The sequence below is a fragment of the Methylorubrum sp. Q1 genome, assembly GCF_004683995.1.
In the GTDB taxonomy this organism is placed as follows: Bacteria; Pseudomonadota; Alphaproteobacteria; order Rhizobiales; family Beijerinckiaceae; genus Methylobacterium.
Genome location: NZ_SRHQ01000038.1, coordinates 1 through 20756, shown reverse-complemented (window position 1 = coordinate 20756; position 20756 = coordinate 1). Strand labels below are relative to the sequence as shown.

The following is a 20756-nucleotide window of genomic DNA, read 5'->3' as shown; positions in this document are numbered from 1 at the left end:
CTGGCCGCGTAGGCGATCCGAATTCTTCTCGGGCCATCTTCCTGCGTTTCATCATGCACAGCGATGTGCGGCGCGGCATGTTTTGGGCCACCTCCGCAACAACGGCGCACCCCATCTTATGGGATGGTCTTCATTATGGCTGAAGAACATTTGTGCAATATTGCCGGGACAGCCGCTTGCAACGCAGATGACGAGCGTCAACTTCCCATCGGAGACGGCGGCGTGACAGCCGACGGCGGCAATCCCGAAAGGAGCGATGTCATGGGAGACCTGTCATGCTACTCGGCCGTCGAGCGTCTTTGCGATGGGCGCGCCTTGGAGATCCGCGCGCTTCGGCCGGATGACCGGGAGCGGATGCTGGCAGCCATCGACCACACAAGCGCCCAATCGCTCTATCGCCGCTTCTTCGCTGCGAAGCGCCACTTCACCGACAAGGAGATTGCGTTCTTCCTCAACGTCGATTTCAGGGAGCAGGTGGCCTTGGTCGCGACCGCGGACGAGGATGGCGAACAGACGATCGTCGGCGGCGCCCGCTATGTCGCGACGCGGCCAGGTCAGGCCGAAGTGGCGTTCACCGTGGTCGACGAATATCAGCGGCGCGGCATCGGTGCCGCGCTGGTGCGGCACCTCGTGGACATCGCCCGGGCGGCAGGGCTCACGGAACTGACCGCGGAGGTTTTGCCCGAAAACGCTCCGATGCTGAAGCTGTTCGAACGAACCGGGCTACCGCTGAGCAGCCGACGCGACGCGGACGCGGTCCACTTGGTGCTTCGGCTAACCTGAGCACGCCCGAAATCGTGAGCCCATGAGATTTGGCATGGATGACCGTCATCACGGGCACGCGGCTGCGGGCCCGTGACCGAGAGCGCATTCCGACAAAGTGGAAACCGGTCCGTCGAAAATGCGCGTCGAAACAGAGATCCAGAGACGCTGAATCCGGACGCAATCGTCTGGGCTTGTGGGTCAGTAGGGGCGGCAAGTGCCCGAATACTGGTCGTAGAAGGCGTATCGCCCGCACCCGCCGTAGGTCGAGCCGTAATAACCGGCGGCCGCAGCAGCTCCGACCCCGGCCGCGGCGAGCCCGTATCCGGGACGGTATCCATAGCGGCCGTAACCGTAGCGGCCATAGCCGTAGCCGTAGCGGCCGACCCCTCTGTGACCGTAGCGGCCGACGCGACCATAGCCGCCGCGATAGCCGGCCACGCCTCGGCGATAGCCACCAGCCCCACCGCGGAATCCGCCCGCCCGGCCACCGTGAAAGCCGCCACCATGGATGCCGCCGCCCCGGAAGCCTCCGCCTCCGCCGCCACGGAATCCGCGCGCATCTGCCGTGACGCTGGTCAGGATCAGGGCCGCGAAAGCCGCAGACGCAATCAGGAGAGTTTTCATAACGTTGTTTCCTCGCAGGAGGACAACATGGAGGTGAGGCGCATAAGTCCCTGCCGGCGTGACCGGACCCGTGACCTGCTCGGGTCCAGAACTCTGGTCGACCGGTTCCTACTACCGAGTCTGCAGCGTTGCTTGATCCCGGAGGACAGCCGCTGAAACCTGCTCGCTGACGCATTCGTGGGTCACTGGCTTCGTGTATCGCTGCGGCGACATCATTCTGGCTGCGCGCTGGTCTCTTCCCGGCCCTGTCGTCCCCAGGAGCAGTCGTGACGGCCGCGCTTGCCCTCGCGACGATGCTGCTCCTGTCGCCGGTCCTGGGCCTCGTGCCGCAGGCAACCCTCGCGGCGGTCGTGATCGTTTACTCGGCCAGCCTCATCCAGCCAGCGGAGTTCCGGGACATCTTCAAAGTGCGGCGGATGGAGTTCCACTGGGCAATCGTGGCGGGGATCGGGGTGCTCGTCTTCGGGACGCTTCAGGGTATCACCGTCGCCATCGTCCTCTCGCTGGTCGGCCTGGGCCTCCAAACGGCCCATCCCCGCATCTCTATCATCGCCCGCAAGCACGGCGCAGATGTGCTGCGCCCCCTGTCGCCGGAGCACCCCGATGACGAGACGTTCGTCGGCCTCCTGATCCTGCGCCCGGAGGGGCGCCTGTACTTTGCCAACGCGCAGAACGTGGCAGACCGGATCCGGGCGCTCATTGCCGAGCACAAGCCGCGTATCGTCGCCCACGACCTCAGCCGTGTGCCCGACATCGAGTATTCAGCGCTGCAGATGCTGCGGGATGGTGCCCGGCGGACCAGCATGACGTTTTGGCTCGTAGGCCTCAACCCCGACGTCCTGAACAGGGTGTGGCGCGCCGGTTTGGATCAGGAACTCGGACCGGACCGCCTGTTGTTCAACGCGCGAACCGCCATCGAGCGCTACAAGGCGCTCCTGGCGTCCTCAACGCCTGACTAGAAATGTCGGCAATCTCGCTGAGTCAGCTGGGATTTTCCTACGTAGCGTGATCTGATTCCCGGTCGACGGCCGACAGGAGGGGCGAGAGCGTCGCCGTTGTCGTCGGATCGGCGCGGGCCCATCGTGAAGGCCACGGCAGCCGCCACCGGATTGGCGCGCCGCATGGCGGCCGCCGCCGAGTGGCCTGGCGCTCATGCGGTGGAATTAGTAGCCGCAGGTACAGCCCCCGTATCCGTAAGCGGGATAGCTTGAGCCATAGGCGGCGGGAGCGTAGCCACCATAGCCGGCATTGTCGTAGCCGTAGCCGCCGTAATAGTTACTGGCCGCAGCCCCGACGGCCGTGCCGACCGCGAGACCGGCGAGGCCGGCACCGACGCCGTATCCGTAGCCCCGATAGCCGTACCCGCGGTAGCCGTAGCCACGACCGCCGTAGAAGCCGCGCCCGCCGTAGAAACCGCCGCGGTAGCCACCGGCCACGCCACGATAGCCGCCAACGCCGCCGCGCCAGCCGCCTGCGACGGCACCGCCACCGCGAAAGCCGCCACCACTGAATCCGCCGCCCCGGAATCCGCCGCCAAAGCCACCGCCGCCTCGGAAGCCACCGCCGCCAAAGCCACCACGGGCCTCAGCGGTATCCGCGGCGATCAGCGCACCCATTCCGAGTGCTGCCAGCGACACCAAAGCAAGTTTTTGCATCGCATCCTCCATGTTCACACCCACTGAGCGGTATTGGGTGTTTCGACGATCCTCGGATTGCTTGATTTTAGGATCGAGATCATCCGCAGGCGCCAGTCCGATCCTTGTTGGCAACCGGCGGGCTCCGCGACGACGCAAGAGCGCATTCCGACGAGAAGGGGGCCGGCTTGTCCAAAAACGGCGCCTCTCAACAGCAGTTTGGAGGCGCCGACTGGATGCGATCGGGGCGGATACGGCTCTAATAGGCGTAGTAGGCGGGCCGGTATGGACCGGGCGAAGATGGTCCATACGGACCGGATGCCGGCATGCTGGTGCCAACGACCGGGGCAACCGGATCGAAGGGTAGAAGAGCCGCGCTGGCGGACATGAAGCCTGCCAACGCGCGCAGGTCGTCGGGCTGTCGCGGATCACGCGAAATGAATGCCGTCTCGCGCTTGAACCGCAGATTGCAGGCTGGCGACGGCAGGCCGCCGGCAGGAGTGCAGGCGTCGTGGCGCGCGCAGGCGGCATCAAGCGCATCGATCGGCGGCCGCGGCGCGTTATTGCCGAGCCCGCAATAGTTGCCATGGATGAGGGCCGCTGGCTGGCCCCGGTCAATCGCCGACTGAGCAAGCGCGGGCGAGGCCAGGCATGCGACAAGGAGAAGGGGCGGTAAAATCCTGAGGGTCATGGCTTTTGACCTCGCGACATGTGGGTGCGGCCCGGGGCACGCCGAGATGCCGATCCGTAGGAACGACAGTCCCAGAATACGTCGCTCGGATCGTATGACAGCCTCGATCGCGTTGCTTGATCCAAGAGGACATTGAGCGAAGTCTTTGCAAACGGATGCTGTCATTTCGGCGGCGGCGTGGAGCATGTGCAGCGAGCCACTGTTTGGCTCGGCTTATTCGATCAGTTCCAAGCTTTGTGCTGCTATTTATCTGGAGGGTGGCGGAAAACCTCCAAATTACGATTGCGTGATCGAAACGATTTAAAGTCGACGTATGATCTCCAGGGAAAAGGGCCGTAAATCTGAGCAGCAACTGCACGCCGGCAGTTTGGATGCCGTCGCGCTTGCCCACCACCTTCTGAGCTCCGTAATCGTCCAGGATCATCGTATCGCCGGGCTTCAACACAGGTGACAGGCTGTCGGTGACATAGGCCCAGAAGCGGTCGCCCTTCGTGGCCTCGTCGAGGCAACGTGGGTGGCGTGGAGCCTGCTCGTATTCAGGGCGGCTGCCGTGGTCTTCACGACGGGCGAGCGTCGATCCGACGACAATGGTGGCGTGATTGAAGTTTGTGCCCGAGGGGGAATGAAAATTACGCTCTACCAAGGCAATTCGTATGAAATGATCATTGAAATGTTAAATAATACAAGCCTAAGTACGCAGGCTTGGCCTCGAATCAGGGGGGCACATCACGTCGTCGTCCGAGAAATCAGGTTCAATTGTGCGCCAACGCCCGCCCACGGTCGTTGGAGACATCCGATCGCACGAGAGGCCATCTCTCATTGGCTTGACTCGCCCTGGGGTCGCGCAAGCGGTCTACCTCACTCTCGTCGAACTGGGCGCCAATTTGGACGAACTGCTCGCCGAGGCGGGGCTTGATCCTCTGACCTTCGACGGCGGCAGGACCCCTGTCCCATACGTTTCTCTCGGTCGCCTGATCGCTCTGGGAGCCGAGAGGACGGGTTGTCACCATCTCGGGCTCCTTGTTGGACAGCGCGCGACATTGGCCTCGCTCGGGCTACTTGGCCTGCTCATGCGCCACTCGGACACCATCGGCGGCGCTTTGCGGGCTCTTGAAGCGCATGCTGGTGTGCGGAACTGGGGCGCAGTCGTCGGACTCGATATCGACAGTGAGGTGGCCGTTCTCAGCTACTGTCCTTATGGCTCGGAAGCCGAGAGCACGGCTCTCCAATCGGAGAGGGCCCTCGCCACAATTACGAACGTCGTTCGGGCGTTGGGTGGCTCCGATGCGGCTCTATTAGAAGTGCTGCTGCCGCGCTCCGCGCCACGTGACACAGCGCCTTACATCAGCTTCTTTCGGGCGCCCGTGCGGTATGACCAAGAAACGGCCGCGTTGGTGTTTCCAACTCTAATCCTTGAACGGCGCATCAAGGGGGCGGACCCGGCGGCCCGCGGGAGAGTTGAGGATCGCATCCGCAAGCTTGAGTCCGAACAGCCTTCCACGCTGAAGGACAAGCTTCGCGAGTACCTCCAAGCCCAGGTGATGCGGCAGCGCTGTAAGGCCGCGCATGTGGCGCGACTGCGACTGGTCCCCCCCCGTACCCTGCGTCGTCGGCTGAAAGCCGAGGGCACGACGTTCAAGCAAATCGCTAACGAAGCGCAGTTCTCAGTCGCCAAGCAACTCCTAGCCAATACCAGAATGAGCATGGCGCAGATCTCGGCGGCCTTGGATTTCTCCGAGCCCGCCGCCTTTAGCCATGCGTTCCGGCGCTGGTCAGGCTTTGCGCCCAGTACATGGCGGCGAGAGCATCAATCGAAGTGCCTTGGTCGAGAGCAGGACGAAAATTTCGACTCCGCACAGACTCAGCAGCCGGTCCGATAGAGCTTACTCAGGAGGTGGTGATGCGAACTGTACGTCTCATGGGTGTCGCAGCACTCGGGCTAAGCCTTGCAGCCTCGGCTGGTGTGTCGGACGCGTTGGCAGCAGGCCCCGGTTTGTCTGCCTATCAGGGCGCTTGGGTACTGGAAGGGCGCGACTGTACGGATGTCTTTTCATCCGCGGGCAAAGGTGGGGCGTTCAAGAAGCCGATCGACATTTTCGCTCCGGCCTTCATCGTCTCAGGAAAGCGCCTGAAGACCCCCATGGCGACGTGCAGCATCAAGTCGGTTCGACCGACCGGGGACCGCCAGCTTCTCGTTCTCGACTGTGCGAACGCCGTGGCCGCTCAGGAGGTCAGGGTTTACATGATGCCTCAGTCGAACGGCCCCCTAAAGCGCTATTACAATGAGCAAGACCCGGCGGGCACAGGCTACCAACGCTGCTCGCAATGAGTCGCAGCAGTCGAAATATAGTTTTATTGAGCTGATTCTCTTCCGGAAATTGATATCGCAGATATTTTTTCCCATAATCCGCGAATCTGTTGAGCTTAGCGGCCTAAAGGCGCAGCGGATCGTCGATTTCACGCCATCGACGATCGGTCTCTTAAAAAAATTGCCGCGCGAGCTTCGGCACGAAGCTGCTTGGCACGCAGATCAATGGCAAGGTTCTAGTAATTTCTGTAACTCTTGTGTCGTATCCGAACAGTTGCGGGCATATTATATAATTATTAGTCCACGGTCGTAGCCGTCTACTATCCACTTGCGGCAGAAGCCGCCGTCCGATCGGCCGACTCGGGCCGCTCGCTCACCCCGCCATTGTCACACAGCCTGAGTTTGTACACCGGCCAGGTTTTGGCCGCCGACTGGAGCCAGCCACGTTTTCACGAACGCGATGACCGTTTCGATCAAGAAGATCCATCGCGAACGCACTAAATTGCACAAAGCTAACTTGAGTTATCCGAATCAGCTTGGCCCCCGAATAGGAGGATCTTGCTATGTTTTCTTATGCCGCTTTGGCAACCGGATACCCCAGCCCACCTGAGAACCTGCTTCCCGTCGGCTTGGCGCACCTCAGGGTCGCTCAAGCGATCTACGCCGTCCTCGTCGAACTCGAAGCGGATCCCGACACCCTCATGGTCGAGGCAGGGCTCGATCCGAGGCTCTTCGAGTGTCATGGCAAGCTCGTTCCGTACAGCGCCCTCGGCCGCCTGATTGCCATAGCGGTTGAGCGCACCCGCTGCCCTCATTTGGGGCTCCTCATTGGGCAAAGGACCACCATCACCTCCCTCGGGCTTCTCGGCCTGCTGTTGAACAACTCGGACACCATCGGCGATGCCTTGCGGGCTCTCGAAGCGTATTTGGGCATGCTGAATCGGGGTGCGGTGGTCGGCCTCGGCATCGACAACGACGTGGCCGTCCTCACCTACTGCCCGTATGAGCCGGGAGCCGAGGGTGCTGTCCACCATTCGGATCGGGCGCTGGCCACAGCGACAAACATCCTTCGGGCGCTGTGCGGGTCTGATTGGGCCCCGTTGGAAGTTCTGCTGCCGCGCTCTGCTCCGACCAGCACGACGCCTTATAACCAGTTCTTTCGAGCACCCGTCCGGTTCGATCAGGAGACGGCCGCCTTGGTCTTCCCGGCCAGCCTCCTCAAGCGGCGCATCGCTGGAGCCGATCCGGTCCTGCGCCGCAGAGTGGAGGATCGTATTCGCCGGCTTGAATCGGCACGACCCTCCACGCTGAAGGACGGGCTTCGTCAGCACCTGCGCGCCGAGGTGATCCGGAAGCGTTGCGACGTGATGAAGACGGCGCTTCGCCTGTCGCTCGGTCGCCGCACCTTGAGCCGCCGCTTGAAGGCCGAAGGGACAAGCTTCAAGCAGCTTGCCAACGAGGCGCAATTCCGGGTGGCCAAGCGCCTCTTGGCTGATACCAAAATGAGCATGACGGAGATCTCGGCCGTCCTGGACTTCTCGGAGCCCGCCGCCTTCACACACGCCTTCCGACGCTGGGCAGGCAAGACGCCCAGCTCATGGAGGCAGGGAAACCATTCCGAGACGAAGCGCGAGGAACACCAATAAGATCCTCCCCTCCTCGGCAGAAGGCTCGGATAAGGCAGCGCGTTCGTGCCGGTGCCGTGCACTCCTGATGCCGGCGAGCATGATAAGCGAGCAGCATCTGAGCGTAATCATCAGGCAAATCCCTCGCCTCCGACCATCCGTCGGGAGATTAGCGCCCAAATCCTCGATGTGCCGATGATATAGATTGATGTAGGAGAGCTTTCCTTCATCTTAATGGACAAGATTCTGCCTCAGGCTGGTTATTTCATGGTGAAGTCATGTTTGAAAAGCCTGGCTTCGAAATTCGCATCACGACCACCGAGACCGGCAGCATCCTCCGCGCGCAGACCGAGCGCGAGGTGGCTACGAAAGCGGAATCCCTGATCCGCAGGGTACATGCGCGCGGCGAGTTGATCGGATTCAGCATCATGGGGCCGAGCGCGACCGAGATCGGCCGAATCAAGGCCTATCTTGAGGATGTCCTGATCGAGGTTGCACAGCTCAGCATCTGACTCCTGCTGGCTTCTCTTAGAGTGCGCCGCATCGTGATCTGTGCCTGTCCTGTCAGATCAAGCGAGGCGCCCGGCCCGGTGCTAGCGTTCTCTGCACCAAACGGTTGATGCTGTACGGACCCACTGCGTCGTCGCACGACCGAATCCGATTTGGCTCACCTCGACTTGGCTCACCTCGACGTGGTGTCCTCCGGCAAGGAGACGACCTCATGAAAGCGCTCCTGATCTCATCCGCCGCCTTCGCGGCCCTGATCCTGACCGGTGTGGCGGCCGATGCGCGCGGCTTCCGCGGTGGTGGCGGCGGCTTCCACGGCGGTGGCTTCCGCGGCGGTGGTGGTTTCCACGGTGGCGGTTTGCGCGGCGGAATTGGGCGGCCAGGCTGGGGGGCTGCAGGCCCGATTGCCGGCCGGCCCGGTTGGGGGGCGGGACGTCCGATTGCCGGACGCCCCGGTTGGGGCGGCGGTCGGGTCGGCCGGGGCTACGTTGTCCGTGGCGGCTATGGTTGGGGTGGCTATCGTCCCTATGGCTACGGGCTCGCCGCGGCCGGGGTCGGTGCGGCCGCCGCCGCTGGCTACTACGGGTATCGGAGCGGCTACGGAGGCTGCGGGCCCTACGCCTACTACGATGCGTATACCGGCACCTGTGCCTCGTATTGAGGCGCCGCGCGTCCGGTCTTTGGCGAAACGACGCGCTACCGCAGCTGGAAGCGTGCGGCATGCTGATGCCCAAGGCCTCCACCCGGAACAAGCCCGCCGCTTCGCGCCAGAGTCGACCCAGCACCGAAGCGAGGCAGCCAGATGGACGCGATCCTCAAAGCTCGGCGGCAGCCCAAGCGCACGGCGCGGACATCCGAGCTGACCCTGATCGATGCCTATTGGCGGGCGGCAAATTACTTGTCGGTCGGTCAGATCTACCTCTACGACAACCCGCTACTGGTGGAACGGCTGACCAAGGAGCACATCAAGCCGCGTCTGCTCGGCCACTGGGGCACCACTCCGGGTTTGAATTTCATCTATGTTCATCTCAATCGTCTTATCAAAAAGCATGATCTTGATGTTATCTATATTACAGGGCCGGGGCATGGTGGCCCCGCTTTGATTGCCAACGCATACCTCGAGGGAACTTACAGCGAAGTCTATCCGAACATCTCCGCCGATGCTGAAGGCATGAAGCGCCTCTTCAAGCAATTCTCCTTCCCAGGCGGCATCCCGAGCCATGTGGCTCCTGAAACACCGGGCTCGATGCACGAAGGCGGAGAGCTGGGCTATTCCCTCTCGCACGCCTACGGCGCTGCGTTCGACAACCCCGACCTCATCGTCGCTTGCGTCGTCGGCGATGGCGAGGCCGAAACCGGGCCTCTTGCCACCAGCTGGCATTCGAACAAATTTCTCAACCCGGTGAGTGATGGGACGGTTCTGCCGATCCTCCACCTCAACGGCTACAAGATTGCCAACCCGACTGTACTGGCCAGAATTAGCCACGCGGAGCTTGAACATCTCTTCCGTGGGTACGGGTACACCCCCTACTTCGTGGAAGGACATGATCCGGCCGAGATGCACCAGCGCATGGCCTCCACCATGGATGCTGTCCTGCGAGACATTCGGCGGATCAAGTCAGACGCGCGCGACAAGGGTTTCACGGGCCGGCCGTTCTGGCCGATGATCGTTCTTCGGACGCCAAAAGGATGGACATGTCCGAAGGAAATCGATGGACGGCGCACAGAGGATTACTGGCGCTCACACCAAGTGCCCATGGGCGAGATGCACGACAATCCGGCCCATGTGCGCATGCTCGAAGACTGGATGCAATCTTATCGGCCCGCCGAGCTCTTCGACGAAGGCGGCCGGCTTCGCTCCGAACTTGCCGAGCTTGCCCCGACGGGCGACCGCCGCATGAGCGCCAATCCGCATACCAATGGAGGCACTCTGCTCCGCGACCTGCGGCTCCCGGATTTTCACGATTATGCAATACCGGTGACCGCCCCCGGTGCCGCCGTCGCCGAGTCCACGCGCGTGATGGGACGCTTCCTCCGCGACGTCATGGACCTGAACGCCGAAGCGCGAAACTTCAGGCTATTCAGTCCGGACGAGAATAACTCAAATCGCTGGCAGGACGTGCTCGAGGTGACCAACCGCGCCTGGGTGGCCGAGACGTATCCGTGGGATGACCACCTCGCGCATGACGGCCGCGTGATGGAGATGCTGAGCGAGCATCAATGTCAGGGCTGGCTCGAAGGCTATCTGCTGACGGGTCGGCACGGCTTCTTCTCGTGCTACGAGGCCTTCATCCACATCATCGACTCGATGTTCAATCAGCACGCCAAGTGGCTGAAGGTCTGCAACCATATTCCGTGGCGGCGACCGATTGGGTCGTTGAACTACCTTCTCTCCAGCCACGTCTGGCGTCAGGATCACAACGGGTTCAGTCATCAGGACCCAGGCTTCATCGACCATGTCGTGAACAAGAAAGCCGAGGTCGTTCGTGTCTACTTGCCGCCGGATGCGAATTGTCTGCTTTCTGTAACCGACCACTGCTTGCGAAGCCGCAACTACGTCAACGTCGTCGTCGCGGGTAAACAGCCGGCACCCCAGTGGCTCACGATGGATCAGGCGGTCAAGCACTGCACGGCCGGGCTTGGGATCTGGGAATGGGCGAGCAACGACCGCGGCAGCGAGCCGGACGTCGTGATGGCGTGCTGCGGGGATGTGCCGACCCTTGAGACGCTCGCGGCCGTCGACCTCCTCCGCTGCCACGCGCCGGATCTCAAGGTGCGCGTCATCAACGTCGTGAACCTGATGAAGCTGCAGCCCGACACGGAGCATCCACACGGCCTGTCAGATCAGGATTTTGATGCTCTGTTCACGACGGACAAGCCGGTCGTCTTCGCCTTTCAAGGGTATCCGTGGCTCATTCACCGGCTGATTTACCGACATCACGGACACAGCAACGTCCATGTGCGTGGCTACAAAGAGGAAGGCACGACGAGCACGCCGTTCGACATGTGCGTGATGAACGACATGGATCGGTTCCATCTGGTCAGCGATGTCATCGACCGCGTGCCGGGCCTGGCCGCTCGGGCGGCCTACGCCAAGCAGGCAATCCGGGACAAGTTGATCGACCATCGCGCGTACATTCATCGGCACGGCGACGACATGCCGGAAGTATCCGGCTGGTCCTGGAGTCCGATGGCGACGACGCGCGGTCTCGGCTCGACGGAGAGCGACAATGTGTGAGGAGGGGCGCTTCGACCGGCGTCGTGTGTTTTGAGACCGGCTCTCCTCGCGGCGATCTTCGACGTTGACGGTGTGCTGGTGGACTCGCCGCACGAGCGCGCATGGCGCGAGGCGCTCACCGGGTTCGCCGACCCGGCAGGCTTCACCACGTCGTTCTATCAAGCCAACGTCGCCGGCAAGTCGCGCCTCGAAGGCGCTCGGGAGGCTCTGGAGCGGCTTGGCGGACCTGAGGCTGCGGCCCGGACCGCAGAGTACGCGGACAGGAAGCAGGCCCTGATCGACCAACTGATCGAGGCGGGTAGCTTCGAGGTGTTTCCGGACGCCCTTCGCTTCGCCTCTGCCCTGAAGTCGGCCGGGCTACGGTTGGCACTGGCTTCATCGTCGAAAAACGCCGCCGCCATGCTGTCCCAGCTGAAGCTGCCGGATGGGCGCACGCTCCTGTCGCTGTTCGACGCCGACCTGAGTGGCCGTGACGTGCCGAGGGGCAAGCCGGATCCCGCGCTGTTCCTGCTCGCCGCTGAAGCTCTGAACACATCGCCGTTGCACTGCGTCGTCATCGAAGACGCACCTGCCGGCATCACGGCGGCGCGGGCGGGCGGGATGACCGCGCTCGGGATTGCCCGCCTCGGCGACGAAGCCCTGCTGCGCGAAGCGGGCGCCGATCTCGTCGTGACGAGCCTCGACCACGTTGAGATCGCCGCCCTTGGCGCGGGCACGCTGCGCGCCCGAACCGTCAAGGAGCACGTTGCAGATGCTTGAGGTGCTTCGACCGACACAGGAGCCCGGCTGGGTTCTCACGCACGAAGGCTACAGTGTGCTCACGGAGAGCGCGGTCGAATCCCGCTTTGCCCTCGGCAACGGCTTCCTCGGCATGCGTGCCGCGCGCTCGACGGGCCGAGGGCCGACCTGGGTGAGCTGGCTCGGCTACATCCGATGGGCCTCGTGGCCGCGCTGCTACGTCGCCGGGCTGTTCGACATGCCTAACACCGAGCCGCCTGTGCCGGCGCTCGTGCCCGTCGCCGACTGGTCGCGGATCCGGCTCATCCTCGATGGGGAGCCGCTGGTGGCCCGCGAAGGCGAGATTCTTCATGGCATGCGGCGGCTCGACATGCGGCGCGGCGTGCTTCTCTCCGAATGGACGCATCGGACACCGGCGCAGGTGACCGCGAAGGGCCACGAGCTGCGCCTCCTGTCGCTGGCGGACCGATCGGTGGGACTACAGCTTCAGCAGATCGTGCTGGACCGCGACGACATCGACGTCCGCCTCGAAGCGAGCTTTGGGCTAGCCGGCGTCGGTATGGAGCCGGTGCGTCTCGAAAACGACCTCGGCGCGTGGCGCACCGAGGGGACCGGTAAGGTCGTCGCGATGGCAGGTGCTGCATCGTTGCATCTTGACGGCGCCTCCGCCGACCCCGAGCGCCCATTTCCGCTACGTTGGATCTGGCGTTGGCGCTCGAAGGCTGGCCAGGTGGCGCAATTCGCCCGCCTCGTCGCCGTCGCTCGCGCCGAGCGATCGGAAGAGGATCCTGCGCCCCGCGCCGCGGCGACGCTCGCGCGCAGCACATCGGTGGGCTGGCGCGCGATCCTCAAGGCTCATGAAGCCGCCTGGGATGCACACTGGAGCGACAGCGGCATCGTCATCGACGGCGACGATGACCTGCAGCGCGCGCTGCGGTTTGCCGTGTACCACCTGACGAGCGCCGCGAACCCGAGCGACGACCGGGTCTCGATCGGTGCGCGCGCGCTGACCGGCGATGCCTATTTCGGCCACGTCTTCTGGGACACCGAGATCTATCTTCTGCCGTTCTACACCGCGGTCTGGCCTGAAGCGGCGCGCGCGCTGCTGATGTACCGGTTCCATACGCTGCCCGGAGCACGGGCCAAGGCGACGCTCGGCGGCTGGCGAGGCGCCCTCTATCCATGGGAATCGGCCGACACCGGCGATGAGACGACGCCGGACTCGGTGTTGGGGCCTGACGGGAAGCCGATCGAGATCCTGACTGGCAAGATGGAGCACCACATCAGCGCCGACGTCGCCTACGCGGTGTGGCAGTACTGGCGTGCCACCGGCGACGACGATTTCTTCCGCGATGCGGGGGCGGAAATCCTCCTCGAGACCGCGCGTTTCTGGGCGTCCCGAGCCGTCGCCGAAGCGGATGGCCGGCGCCACATCCGCCACGTGATCGGGCCGGACGAGTACCATGAGGATGTGGACGACAACGCCTTCACCAACGTGATGGCGCGCTGGAACATCGGCTGCGCCCTGGAGGCGCTCGACCTGTTGCGCAAGGGTTGGCCGGACCGTGCCGAGGCGCTTCGAGACAAGCTCGCACTCGACGATCAGGAACTCGATGACTGGCGGGACGCGGTCGCGCGGATCGTCACCGGCCTCGACCCCGCGACCGGACTGTACGAGCAGTTCGCCGGCTTCTACGGACTCAAGCAGCTGAACGTCGCGGACTATGTCGACCATGCGCTGCCGATCGACGTGGTCATCGGCCGGGAGCAGACGCAAAGCTCGCAAGTGATCAAGCAAGCCGACGTCGTCGCGCTGATCGCCTTGTTGCCCCAGGAATTTCTCGGACAGGGAGCGGAGATCAATTTCCGCCATTACGAGCCGCGCTGTGCCCATGGCAGCTCCTTGAGCGCCGCGATGCATGCCCGCGTGGCCGCGCGTCTGGGCGCATCGGATACGGCTCTTCGATACATGCGCGAGACCGCGTCTCTCGACCTCGACCTCGATCCAAACAGCGCCGGCGGCGTCCGGATCGCCGGGCTCGGCGGGTTGTGGCAGGCGGCGATCCTGGGCATCGCCGGCCTGAACTTAGCGGGCGACACGCTGGAGCTCGATCCCAAGCTGCCGCCTCAGTGGGATACCCTTTCGTTCAAGGTCTGGTGGAGAGGCCGATCCGTCGGGCTCAGCGTCAGCCGCCCTATGCTGGAGGCCAGGCTGATGGCCGGAGACGGGATGGACGTCACGGTCGCGGGCGTGACGCAGCACCTGACACCTGGATCGCCACTGCGGTTTGAGCTGTAGTCGAAGGCGTCTCGCGACGTGCCGGGCGCCGATGACACGCTCTACGGCGCCAGGCCACTCAGCTGCCGTAAGCCAACGAGGTCGCCGCGCTCGAGTCGTATCCGACCTGATGGCATCAGGCCGGCGTCTCTAGACCTTCGTTTTAACACGGTTTCCCTCGCCGAACCGGCGACCGCTTCGTCGGAAAGTGCGTCAGCGCCGAAAGCCCCTAGGGGTTTGGCTGCGAAGCCGAACGCTCACATGCTGCGATGTCGTCCGCAATAAAAGTGCACGCCCCTACGCTACATCGGCAGACAGTCAGCCAGAAAGAGAGAGAAGGCCGATGATCTGCACACTGAGTACTTTGACGATGGTCATTGAAGGGAAGATCATCGCGTAACATATATCCGGCCGGTCAGTTGGCGCGATGCGCAACGAATAGGCCAGAATGGCAGGGTTGCCGGTAGCACCGCAGGCCACACCGAGCAGGTCGTCGTATGGGATTTTGAGCAGGTAGAAGCCGACGAGCAATACGATTGCGACCGTGGTCAGCAGCACCGCCACGCCGATCAGCAGCATCAGCGGCCCGGTCTGCGCTACCGTGGTGACGAAAGCCTGGCCGGAATTGATCCCGACCGTCGCCAGAAACAGCGTCAGACCGAAATTCCGCAGCACGATATTGGCGGGCAGCGGCATGACCCAGCTGAGCGGCCCGGTGCGCCGAAGCCTGCCGAGGATCAGCGCCACGATGAGGGGGCCACCGCCGATGCCGAGCGTGACGGTGCCTACGCCCGGAACGGGGATCGGCAAGAGGCCGAGAAGGACGCCGAGCACCATGCCGAGGCCGACGGAGACATAGCTGAATTCCGCGGCTGATTTCAGGGTATCACCAAAATGCGCCCGCGCGGCAACCACCTGCTCGGATGCCACAATGACGCCGACCCGGTCGCCCAACTCCAGCATCAAGTCTGGCGAAGGCATGAGGTCCACGTCATAGCGTCGGACATGCAGAATGCGGATCGATACATCCGGCGGCATGGGCAGGTCGGCCAATCTCACGCTGGTCAGGGCCGACTTCGAGACGAAGAAGCGCTGGTAGGTGATATCGCTTCGATCCTTGGCAAGTCTGCCCTGGTCGATGTGTCCGAGCGCCGTGGCGACCTCGTCCAACGCCGCAGCGCGATCGGCCGCAATCAGAAGCGCGTCACCGGCATGCAGTTCGAGGTCTGGATCCGGCAGCCGGTTATGGTGCTCCTGCCGCACGCCGGCAATCTGCACGCCAGCCGGAAGCGTCGCCATGACGGCGCCGAGCGTCGCGCCAGAGGACGGCAGGCGTTCGAGTGTCACTTCGCCGAGGTGGAAGCGCGAGGGCTTCGGCGGAAAGACGGGCTTCGCCCGGCGCGTCATGAAATAGAGGCAGAGGATCGGGCCGATCACGCCGAACGGATACGAGACCGAGTAGCCGACGGAGGGGTCCCGGTTCCCAATCGTGTCGAGTGCGGCTTGCAGCGCAGCGGTGCTGACCATCGATCCGGCAAAAATGCCGATGGTATGGCCGAGTTTAACATCGAAAATAGCACCGAGGCCGAGCGCCACAAGCAGGCTGGCGACGACGGCGACGGCAGCGAGCACGTTATAGATACGCCCAGGCCCCGACAGACCCTCGAAGAATTGGCGCCCGTAGAGAATCCCGATCGCGTAGAGGAACATGATCAGCCCGACCAAACCGAGCGGACCGGTGATTTGGGCCTTCGGGGCGAGGGCACCAATCAGCAAGCCGACGAAGAGCACGGCCGCCACGCCGAGGGAAAAGTTCAGAATACTGATTTGCCCCACCGCATAACCGAGGCCGATGGCGAGGAAGAGCGCAAGGATCGGCTGCGTCCCGACCAGCTCGCTGACTGAGGCCATCATGGAAGGACTCCCACTTCAGTGCGCGCCTCGCTGATACCGAGGATCTCAGTATTGTCCCGCACCTGTCATGTGCTCACGAGTCGGCGCCGATCCATCACTCGATGAGACGGCCCGTTGATCATGATCGGTTCAATGCCTTGTCAGGCCGACTCATTCGACTTTTAAGCGTCCACCCGCCCCTGACCGGTCGGGCGCGAGATCACCGGCTCCGCGGAGGAAAGAATGAGATCCTCGCCAACATGCGAGAACTTCAGCCGCTCTCCGCTGAGAAGAGTGTAAATGACAGAGTTAGGATCAACCTCGATCCGAAACCTCTGTCCTCTTACGGTTAGGATAAGACTCAGGTGGGACCACTCCTTCGGGAGGACGGGATTGAACGAAATGCAACCCTTGCTGTCGCGAAGCCCGGCGAATCCGTAGGCGAGGGCAAGCCACGTGCCGCCGATTGCGGCGACGTGAGCGCCGTTCATCATATTCCCGCCGATATCCGACATATCCATCGCCGCAGCGAAATTGAAATATTCGATTGCTTTGTGCGGCAGACCGATTTCATTTGCTACGACACTCTGAATGCAAACAGATAAAGATGAATCGTGTGTGGTAAGCGGGTCGTAGTATTCGAAGTTTCTTCTTTTCTCTTCATGAGTAAAGTGCTCATTGAGCAAAAACATGGCCATCACGATATCAGCCTGCTTGATGACCTGTGACCTGTAGAGATTCAAGGGGTGATAGTACAGTAAGAGTGGATATCGATTTTCTGGGGTTGCCGCGAAATCCCATTTCTCGAGGTCCAGGAAATCATCATCCTGCGGATGGATCTTCAAGCGCTCGTCATAGGGCAGGTACATCCTTTCGGATGCGTCCTCCCAATCGGCCAGTTCGGAACTGTCCAAACCAGTGCGTTGGGCCAAGGCATCGAATCGATCGGGGTGCATGCGCTTGAGATCGCGAACCACTTGGGCGGCGTAGCGCAAGTTTTCTCGTGCCATCAGGTTCGTGAAGCAGTTATTGTTGACGATCGCGGTATATTCATCCGGCCCAGTCACGCCGTTGATACAAAACTTTTCTCCTTTCGACGCGGAGAAGAAGCCGAGGTCGAACCACAGACGGGCAGTCTCCGTTAGAATTTCCGCGCCATAGCTCCAGAGGAATTCGTTGTCGCCGGTAACGTTCACATACTTTTGGAGGGCGTACGCGATATCAGCATTGATGTGATACTGAGCCGTTCCCGCAGCATAATATGCCGACGCTTCGTCGCCGTTGATGGTTCGCCAGGGGAAGGTCGCCCCACGGTGACCCAATTCGCGCGCCCGCGCCCGCGCCTTATCCAGCATGTCGTAGCGAAATTTCAGAACACTACGTGCGATCGCTGGATTCGTATAAATCAGGAATGGCAGCACGTATATTTCCGTGTCCCAGAAATAGTGCCCCTCATAGGTTCTTCCGGTCAGGCCTCTGGCGCCGATTCCGTGCCCCTCCGATCGCTCCGAAGCCTGCAGAAGCTGAAAGAGGTTCCAGCGGATCGTCTGCTGAGTTCTCAGGTTATCGCACTCAACCGCAACATCGGCTCGCGCCCAGAATCGTTCGACATCGCTCCTTTGGCGCTCGACGATTTCCTGAAATCCGCTCTTGAGCGCGCGGTCCAGGGTTAGTGCGGTTTGGAACAAGATCCGCGCCGGAGCAGAATTGTCTGAATAATGATAGCTCAGATATTTATAAACCACGATCGGCTTGTTTCGCGAAAGCTTGCAGCGGATCGTTACGGCGGCGAAATCGTCGTTGCAAACCTGCTCTGTGAAATATGAGCTCTCCGAGGAGACCGCGTGGTCCATCCCGCAGCCGAGGTGAAGCCCGGAGCTTTCAGTCCGGTAACTCAACATTGCGCGCATCCCCTCGGCTTGAAATCCTGTGGGGTGCAGGACACGCCCGGCAAGGCTCGCCGCGAGGCGGGGGTCCGCGATGTCGGCCGTTGATGACGGAGCGTTTTCGAGTTCCGAGGAGATCGCGATCTCGACGTCGGCATCTTCTGCCGTGAGGACGAACGCGATGGCAGCGAGGTGCCGATGCGCGAGGGAGACAAGACGCACCGTCCGCATATGCAGGCGCGTGCCCGCCGGCGAAGCCCAGCGAACATCTCTGTTCAGCGTGCCGGCTCGCAGATCGAGGCTCCGCCGATACGACAGGATCTCGGCGTGCGGAACGACGAACGGCTCGTCTTCGACGAAGAGCTTCAGGGCCGTACCGCTCGGGCAGTTCAAGATGCTCTGGCCCACGGTTGGGAAGCCGTAGGCATGCTCACCGTAGGAAATCGGGCGGTGTTCGTAGAAGCCGCTCAGATAGGTGCCGGCCTCTTGAACCGGAGTACCTTCCTCTACCGAACCGCGGATGCCCAGATACCCGTTGGACAGGGCAAACATCGTCTCGGCTTGGCCAGTCAATTCTTGCGCCAGACGTGCGTCGTATTGGACGGCCTCAAATGCCCAGGGGTTTGGCGGAAAGATATCTTCGGGTGGAACATAGCGCGGGCGCAGCATCGGTCATCCTTGCAAGCGTCTCGGAGCTGCAACTTCGTTTGTGAGAGGGTGACCCGCCTCGAGTTCAGAGATGCTTTTGAGCGTCGTGCCGAGGATCGTCTCCAGCGCTTCCTGGGTGAAGAACGCTTGGTGTCCTGTAACGATGACATTGGGGAACGAGATGAGGCGTTGGATGACGTCGTCCGGGATCACAGTACTCGACAGATCTCTGTAGAACAGCTCTGCCTCTTGCTCATAGACGTCGATGGCCAGCCCGCCCAACCGGCCGGACTTGAGTGCATCGATCGCCGCGTCGGTATCGATCAAGCCGCCGCGGCTCGTATTGATCAAAAGTGCGCCCTTCTTCACGCGCCCAAGCGTTCGCGCATCGACGATGTGATAGGTTTCGGGCGTCAAGGGGCAATGCATGGAGATGACGTCCGCCTCTTCGACGCCCGCAGCGTCGACATAGCGTCCGCCGATTCTTTCAAATTCGGGCGACCGATGCACGTCGAACCCGATCACCCGGCATCCGAAGCTAGCCATGATCCGTCCGAAGATGGTCCCGATCTTTCCGGTGCCGATCACTGCCACGGTACGATCGACAAGGTCGAACCCCATGAGGCCATCAAGTCTGAAGTTCCCCTCGCGCGTCCGATTGTAGGCACGGTGGACCTTGCGGTTGAGCGCCAGGAGCAATCCGACCGCAAATTCGGCCACGGAGTTCGGAGAATAGTTGACGACGCGCACAACTCGGATTCCGAATTCCTCCGCGGCCTCCAAGTCGATGTGGTTGAAGCCCGTGCATCGCGTTGCGACCAGCTTCGTTCCCCCCTGGGCGAGCTGCCTCAAAACATCGCGGTTGACGCTATCGTTGACGAAGACGCTGACTGCGGTGAACCCAGCCGCCAGTGAGGCCGTCCCTGGTTCGAGCAAGGCATCGAAATACGTGAGGTCATGCTCCTGGCCGACGTTCAGATCATCGAGAAGCGCGCGCTCGTAGTTTTTCGCACTGAACACTGCAACTCGCATGCTTATGCCTCCTTTTGCATGTTCCGGTGCCAAAACGAATTGGTAAATCCGTTTTCAGACTTCCGATCAATCCGGAGACATTGTGTTCCTATAGTTGTCCGCACAGTCTCCTGCACCACCAGTCAGGTTCCGGAGGCTGCCCGTCGGCGTGCAAAGTGATGAAATTCGCAAATCGAATGGAGATTTGTAAGAAACATCTGTTGGACTGGTTGCCTAGCGCTACTGCCACAGCCTCAGCGAGGCCGGAGCCACCGCGGCACCGTCCACGGCAGGAAACGGATTGTCTCCTTTTGCAGCCACATTTTATGGTGTGCAAAATTCTACGCTTGATCAGTCGGGACATTTGACCAGGACTGTGCCATCTCGCCCTGGCTCAGCAAAACGGTCCGCGCCCGGCGCAAGGTTTCGGCACTCTGAACCCTGAAGGAGGGCGGACGCCATGCCTCGCCGGCTCTTCACGACTGCGCCGATCGACTTTGCCCTACAGCAGGCTTTCAAAACCGTGCGACGGTGGACGAGGTCTGCTGGGAGATAGTCTGACCGAGGTTACACAGCTCGGTATCTGACCGCGGCCGTCCGAAGGGCTTAATTGGACCGCTGCGGAGGCGACGGGTTCAGAGCCCGGTCCCGCTCTACCCGCGCTTCCGTCGGCGACCGGCCCGTCCAGCGCCGGAAGGCGTGGGTGAAAGCGGTGGCCTCCCGGAACCCCAGCAACCAAGCGATGCGCGAGATCGAGAGACGCGTGTCCCGAAGGTAGCGCAGGGCGAGGTCCCGCCGCATCTCTTCCAACACGCTCTCGAAGCTGAGCCCCTCTTCGGTCAAGCGGCGGGACAGGGTTCGCTGGCTTGTGCCCAGTGTCTGTGCTATCCTGGAGATGCGCGACCTTGAT

General features: G+C 62.2%; 16 protein-coding genes and 1 pseudogene. 10 read left to right on the top strand and 7 right to left on the bottom strand.

Features of this window, described 5'->3' with window-relative positions:
- Window positions 1-261: 261 nt before the first annotated feature.
- Window positions 262-783: a GNAT family N-acetyltransferase gene (locus tag E4V01_RS23715; protein ID WP_135300067.1), complete on the top strand. Its 522-nt coding sequence runs from the start codon at window positions 262-264 to the stop codon at window positions 781-783.
- A 180-nt stretch (window positions 784-963) separates the two neighbouring features.
- On the opposite strand, the gene E4V01_RS23710 is transcribed toward E4V01_RS23715, so the two are convergent.
- Entirely contained in the window at window positions 964-1389 is a 426-nt protein-coding gene (locus E4V01_RS23710; RefSeq protein WP_012251874.1) for a hypothetical protein, read from the bottom strand.
- Between the two features lie 260 nt (window positions 1390-1649).
- Here E4V01_RS23710 and E4V01_RS23705 point away from each other — a divergent pair.
- Window positions 1650-2348, top strand: a pseudogene (locus E4V01_RS23705) (STAS domain-containing protein); the annotation flags it as partial.
- A gap of 204 nt (window positions 2349-2552) precedes the next feature.
- Here the strand turns inward: E4V01_RS23705 and E4V01_RS23700 are convergent.
- Complete coding sequence (locus E4V01_RS23700; RefSeq protein ID WP_245517682.1) at window positions 2553-3044, bottom strand: hypothetical protein; 492 nt, start codon at window positions 3042-3044, stop codon at window positions 2553-2555.
- Between the two features lie 238 nt (window positions 3045-3282).
- Entirely contained in the window at window positions 3283-3714 is a 432-nt protein-coding gene (locus E4V01_RS23695; RefSeq protein ID WP_083530874.1) for a hypothetical protein, read from the bottom strand.
- A 758-nt stretch (window positions 3715-4472) separates the two neighbouring features.
- Here E4V01_RS23695 and E4V01_RS23690 point away from each other — a divergent pair.
- The 8 genes from E4V01_RS23690 (at window position 4473) to E4V01_RS23655 (ending at window position 14429) form a co-directional block, all read left to right on the top strand.
- The gene (locus tag E4V01_RS23690) at window positions 4473-5594 is read left to right on the top strand and encodes an AraC family transcriptional regulator (RefSeq protein ID WP_135300063.1); all 1122 of its coding nucleotides are present in this window, start codon (window positions 4473-4475) and stop codon (window positions 5592-5594) included.
- Window positions 5595-5632: 38 nt separating this feature from the next.
- Window positions 5633-6043, top strand: a complete 411-nt coding sequence (locus E4V01_RS23685; RefSeq protein ID WP_245517681.1) for a hypothetical protein — start codon at window positions 5633-5635, stop codon at window positions 6041-6043.
- A 542-nt stretch (window positions 6044-6585) separates the two neighbouring features.
- Window positions 6586-7668, top strand: a complete 1083-nt coding sequence (locus E4V01_RS23680; protein ID WP_135300061.1) for an AraC family transcriptional regulator — start codon at window positions 6586-6588, stop codon at window positions 7666-7668.
- Between the two features lie 257 nt (window positions 7669-7925).
- Window positions 7926-8159 (top strand): hypothetical protein, encoded by a 234-nt coding sequence (locus E4V01_RS23675; protein ID WP_135300060.1) that lies wholly within the window; start codon window positions 7926-7928, stop codon window positions 8157-8159.
- 209 nt (window positions 8160-8368) lie between these two features.
- A complete protein-coding gene (locus E4V01_RS23670) occupies window positions 8369-8815 on the top strand; it encodes a hypothetical protein (protein WP_083530873.1) in 447 nt (148 codons plus the stop codon).
- Window positions 8816-8956: 141 nt separating this feature from the next.
- Window positions 8957-11392: a phosphoketolase gene (locus E4V01_RS23665; RefSeq protein ID WP_135300059.1), complete on the top strand. Its 2436-nt coding sequence runs from the start codon at window positions 8957-8959 to the stop codon at window positions 11390-11392.
- A gap of 30 nt (window positions 11393-11422) precedes the next feature.
- Window positions 11423-12151 carry an HAD family phosphatase gene (locus tag E4V01_RS23660; RefSeq protein WP_135300058.1) on the top strand — a complete coding sequence of 243 codons (729 nt, stop codon included), beginning with the start codon at window positions 11423-11425 and terminating at the stop codon, window positions 12149-12151.
- Entirely contained in the window at window positions 12144-14429 is a 2286-nt protein-coding gene (locus E4V01_RS23655; RefSeq protein WP_135300057.1) for a glycoside hydrolase family 65 protein, read from the top strand. Before E4V01_RS23660 ends, E4V01_RS23655 begins: the two co-directional genes overlap by 8 nt.
- A gap of 297 nt (window positions 14430-14726) precedes the next feature.
- Here the strand turns inward: E4V01_RS23655 and E4V01_RS23650 are convergent, their stop codons facing one another.
- The 4 genes from E4V01_RS23650 to E4V01_RS23635 form a co-directional block, all read right to left on the bottom strand.
- The gene (locus tag E4V01_RS23650) at window positions 14727-16322 is read right to left on the bottom strand and encodes an aspartate:alanine exchanger family transporter (RefSeq protein WP_135300056.1); all 1596 of its coding nucleotides are present in this window, start codon (window positions 16320-16322) and stop codon (window positions 14727-14729) included.
- A gap of 161 nt (window positions 16323-16483) precedes the next feature.
- The gene (locus E4V01_RS23645; protein WP_135300055.1) at window positions 16484-18856 is read right to left on the bottom strand and encodes a glycoside hydrolase family 65 protein; all 2373 of its coding nucleotides are present in this window, start codon (window positions 18854-18856) and stop codon (window positions 16484-16486) included.
- A gap of 3 nt (window positions 18857-18859) precedes the next feature.
- Window positions 18860-19867, bottom strand: a complete 1008-nt coding sequence (locus E4V01_RS23640) for a 2-hydroxyacid dehydrogenase (RefSeq protein WP_135300054.1) — start codon at window positions 19865-19867, stop codon at window positions 18860-18862.
- 585 nt (window positions 19868-20452) lie between these two features.
- A partial coding sequence (locus E4V01_RS23635; RefSeq protein ID WP_135300053.1) for a helix-turn-helix transcriptional regulator occupies window positions 20453-20756 on the bottom strand: 304 nt, incomplete at its 5' end.